Below are 4,214 nucleotides of genomic sequence, written 5' to 3' on the forward strand. Positions count from 1 at the left end.
AACTCGCGACCCTCGCCTTGGCAAGGCGATGCTCTACCACTGAGCCACTCGCGCACATCAGTTTTTCAACGAAATGTATCTTATCAGACTTCCGCCCGATTGTCAACATCTTTTTTCATTTTTTTCTTTTTGCTCTTCTTTGAAGAAGAAAAGCGCGAGACGAGATTCGAACTCGCGACCCTCGCCTTGGCAAGGCGATGCTCTACCACTGAGCCACTCGCGCAGATATGGTGCCCAGAACCGGAATCGAACCAGTGACACGCGGATTTTCAGTCCGCTGCTCTACCAACTGAGCTATCTGGGCTTAGAAATATATTTTTATGAAGCTGCCCGAGACCGGGATCGAACCGGTACGGGTGTTACCCCGCAGGATTTTAAGTCCTGTGCGTCTGCCAATTCCGCCACTCGGGCAAATCTTGAAATCTTGCGTTGTTTCAGCCGCTTGATTATGATACCAAATGGAACAAACTTTGTCAACAGATTTTTTCAATTTTTCCAAAAAACTTTCCCCGCTCCCTAAGAAGCAGGGAAATGATTCAGGAATGACTGGGCGATGGTCGGATATTTCCTTTCCGCAATGCTTCCGCCAAATCGTCATCCCCAGCACGATAAACAACTTCTCCTTCTGCATTTCTGCCCTCAACATAATTGATCTCATCCTTACTCTCCTCAAACCCCTCATCCTGAAAAATTTGTTCCCCTTCCATAAAAATCAGCTCTCCTTCCACAGGAAAAACATACTCCTTCCAGTTCAAATCCTCCCAATTTCCAAGAATCAAGGACATCTCCACGATTTCTTTCTCCTGACAAAGCCCCAGATAATTGCCGTCATAGGTCAGAGATCCCCCCAACGTATCTCCGCAATCCAAAAAGCCATCCACCTTGCCTTGTTTCATCCTCCAGAGAAATAAATGACTGCGTTCCACAGGCACAACAAACAGCCCCTCTTTTTGTCTGCCCACTAAAGCGAAGCCCCCATCCTGTAAATCAAACGAAAAGATAATTTCCTCCGAAGGGCCGCTCCGCAGTCCTCTCTCACAGGCCCAAAAAACTTCTTCCGGACGAAAAAACAGGTCATTCAAGCGGATATAGAGAAAGGAAAGTAGCCCAATCAATAGAATAAACACTGCTGTCTGCCATTTACGCTTCATTATCCATCACCTCCCCCGTTTCCAAATCCACTGTCACTGTTAAATCAGGAAAATAATAAATCTCCAGCCATTTTGCATCCTGGGGCACATCCCGCAGATTCTGCCATCCAATCCCATTCCATCCACCTTTTTTATACCCGCTGCCGCCGCAGGAAATTTCTTCTCCGCTCTCATCGAATACGCTCACAGTAATGGAAGAACCCCAGAGGATCGTTTTCGCAAAAGGATTATATTTCGTGCGATAGACCACAGACATGGTTCCATCCGCATAATAATACACATCCTCTAAAATCAAGGTATAATCGTATACTTGGTATTCCCTGTCCAGCTCTATGTGCCATGCTTCTGCGCTTTCGCTCTGTGGTTCATACTCCTCAAAATAATTCCCAACCACACCAGTAAATAGATTTAACAGCGGCAAAATTGTCACCAAAGCCAAAAGGATCACCAATGCCCTTGTGATCCGCCAGATCCATCCCAGCAAAGCCCCATGCTCCTTGTCCAAAGCCTTTCCGATCTCCGCCGCATCCCCCATATATGCCACCGTCATATACTCTGCTGCAGCTTCGTCCATGCCCTCCGCCATCAAATCCTCCCGCAGGTCCTCCATGTGTTCCGCTAGTTCCCTGCGGATAGCCCTATGATCATATTTGAATTTCACAAAGGAAAGCACTTCGTTGAGGTAAGACTCCCATTTTTTCTCTTCCATCCTTTTCCCCCTCTCAGGCGAAGCCTCTTGCCCCAATGACCCGATTTACAGAGCCACTGAAAACCTCCCACTGCTTCTTTTCCTCTGCCAACTGGGCTTTTCCCGCCGCCGTAATGCGGTAATACTTCCGCTCCTTGCCGTTTTCCGCTTTGGCACGGTAGGATTTCACATACCCCTGGTTTTCCATTCTGTGCAAAACAGGATACAGTGTCCCCTCCTTGAATTGGAATACGTTTTGGCTCCGCTCCTTCAATTCCTTAATGATTTCATATCCATAGCAGTCCTTTTCTTCCAGCAAAGCCAGCAGCATCAACACTGTGCTGCCGCCGATCAAATTTTTATCCATAGCCTTTTCTCCTTTCCCCAGCAAATTTATCGGTATCCGATACTTCTCTTTTTATACCTAGAGATTCTATGTATATGTTTGTATTATACCTAGATTATCTATGTATGTCAAGATGCAATGAAAAAGCCCCTCAAAAGAGGGGCCCCATCCATTAACTGCTCAATCATCGATTTCTTTTTCTGCTTTCAGGATCTTGCCTGTTTCCGCATTGATTTCATACTCATATTCCGTTTTGCCTGTTTCAAATTCCACTTCATATTTCACAATGCCGTCATCCTTGTCTTTTTTCACTTTCAGCTTTGTTACTTCGCTTTCTTTCAGGCCTGCATGCTTCAAGGCAATCTCTTTTGCCTCTTCAGCGGTAATTACGTCCGTTTCTGTGGATTTCATTGTTTCTTCTTCTTTTTCCACTTTCAAAATCTTCCCGGTTTCCGCATTGATTTCATATTCATATTCCGCTTCACTTGTTTTAAATTCCACTTCATATTTCACAACGCCGTCATCCCGGTCTCTTTTCACTTTCAGCTTTGTTACTTCGCTTTCCTTCAATCCTGCATGCTTCAGGGCAATCTCTTTTGCTTCATCAGAAGTAATTTCGTCCGTTGCCGCAGGCAGCTTTCCTTCAAAATCCTTATCAAAGTCCGTAATCTTACCTGTCTCTGCATCAATTTCATAATCATATTCTACGCCATCGCAGTAAAATTCTACATCGTATTCTTTCCTGCCATTCTCATAATCAGCCTTTGCTGTTACAAAAATGACTTCACTTTCCTTCAAACCAGCATCCTTCAGCGCAATTTCTTTCGCCTTTTTCAGGCCGATGTCAGTCGTTGTATTATCTTTGAATGTATCCGCATCCGTTACTGTTTCCTTCTCGTCTCCGAAACTGTCAGCATCTGTCACTGTGTAGCCTTCGCCTGTCAGCGTTACAGTTTTTGTGCTATTATCCCAACCAACATCTTTCCCCATGATTTGTCCAATTGCTCTCAGCGGCAAATAAGTGGAGCCATCATACAGCAGAGGGTAGATCCTCTTTCCGGCAGATGTCTTAAATGTCTGTTCTTTTCCATCAATGACGATGGTAAAATCATTTCGCACCTGTACCCATACATTCTTTGTTTCACCTTCGATATACTTGTTAGAGGAATCCTTCGTCGTTCTTTCCCCTTCTAAGGTAATGGTCTTTGTTTGTTCATCCCAGTTTACATTTCTGCCCAGTGCCTCCCCGATGGCTCTTAAGGGCAGATAGGTAGAATCTTCATAAACCAGCGCATAGGCCGCCGAACCATCCGCCCGTTTGAAATTCATTTCTTCCCCATCAATGACAATGGTAAAATCAGGGCGCAGCACCGCTTTTTCCTCTTTAAAGCTGCTAGCTGCCATAGCAGGCATCGCCAATGCCGTCACCATTACCAGCGTTGTCCCCATCGCAATCCATTTTTTCTTCATAAAACTCACCCTTTCTTGAATCTCTTCTTTCTTTTCTTCCACAATATCATAAAACCTATTACATTACTAGCATTTTTCAAAATCTTATCAATAATGATTTTTTATTGATAACAAAAGTTCATATTGTTTTTTCTATTTATACCGCAAATCTTCCCTTTTCTCTATTCTTCCCGAAACCATCTGGAACTGATTTCCTTTGTAAAAGTCTTTTCTGTTTAATGCAAAAAGGACAAACATTTCTGCTTGTCCTCATTTTCTGGGCGGAGAAGGATTCGAACCTTCGAAGCTATCGCAACAGATTTACAGTCTGCCCCCTTTGGCCGCTCGGGAATCCACCCATGATTGCATCATATTCAGTTAAAAAACGCACTTCTGAAAGCTGTAAACTCTCAAAACAGAATAGCGTATTGTCACAACCTTAGCTTTGAAAAACCATTGGTACAGCTTCGCATTACGCATGGGTTTGCTCCGCAAACCTATCTAAAACCTCTTTGTCAGCCTGTTTTGCAAGCAATCCATTCTGACAAAAGCTTTTATCTAGCTTTTCTCCGCTTTTCTC

General features: G+C 44.2%; 4 protein-coding genes and 4 tRNA genes. All 8 read right to left on the reverse strand.

Features of this window, described 5'->3' with window-relative positions; all coding sequences use genetic code 11:
• Positions 1–151: 151 nt before the first annotated feature.
• Positions 152–223: transfer RNA gene (locus tag ACI39P_RS02125), tRNA-Gly, on the reverse strand.
• A 5-nt stretch (positions 224–228) separates the two neighbouring features.
• Positions 229–304: transfer RNA gene (locus ACI39P_RS02130), tRNA-Phe, on the reverse strand.
• A gap of 23 nt (positions 305–327) precedes the next feature.
• Positions 328–411, reverse strand: a tRNA-Leu gene (locus tag ACI39P_RS02135).
• 125 nt (positions 412–536) lie between these two features.
• Positions 537–1,151 carry a hypothetical protein gene (locus tag ACI39P_RS02140; RefSeq protein WP_439719067.1) on the reverse strand — a complete coding sequence of 205 codons (615 nt, stop codon included), beginning with the start codon at positions 1,149–1,151 and terminating at the stop codon, positions 537–539.
• Positions 1,141–1,860, reverse strand: a complete 720-nt coding sequence (locus tag ACI39P_RS02145; protein ID WP_439719068.1) for a permease prefix domain 1-containing protein — start codon at positions 1,858–1,860, stop codon at positions 1,141–1,143. The genes ACI39P_RS02140 and ACI39P_RS02145 overlap by 11 nt, the downstream gene beginning before the upstream one ends.
• A 13-nt stretch (positions 1,861–1,873) precedes the next feature.
• Positions 1,874–2,206: a PadR family transcriptional regulator gene (locus ACI39P_RS02150; protein WP_439715057.1), complete on the reverse strand. Its 333-nt coding sequence runs from the start codon at positions 2,204–2,206 to the stop codon at positions 1,874–1,876.
• A gap of 159 nt (positions 2,207–2,365) precedes the next feature.
• Positions 2,366–3,655 (reverse strand): PepSY domain-containing protein, encoded by a 1,290-nt coding sequence (locus ACI39P_RS02155; protein ID WP_439719069.1) that lies wholly within the window; start codon positions 3,653–3,655, stop codon positions 2,366–2,368.
• A 257-nt stretch (positions 3,656–3,912) separates the two neighbouring features.
• Positions 3,913–3,993: transfer RNA gene (locus tag ACI39P_RS02160), tRNA-Tyr, on the reverse strand.
• Positions 3,994–4,214 lie beyond the last annotated feature (221 nt).

This window comes from Anaerotignum sp. (assembly GCF_051877975.1).
Classification (GTDB): Bacteria; Bacillota; Clostridia; order Lachnospirales; family Anaerotignaceae; genus Anaerotignum_A.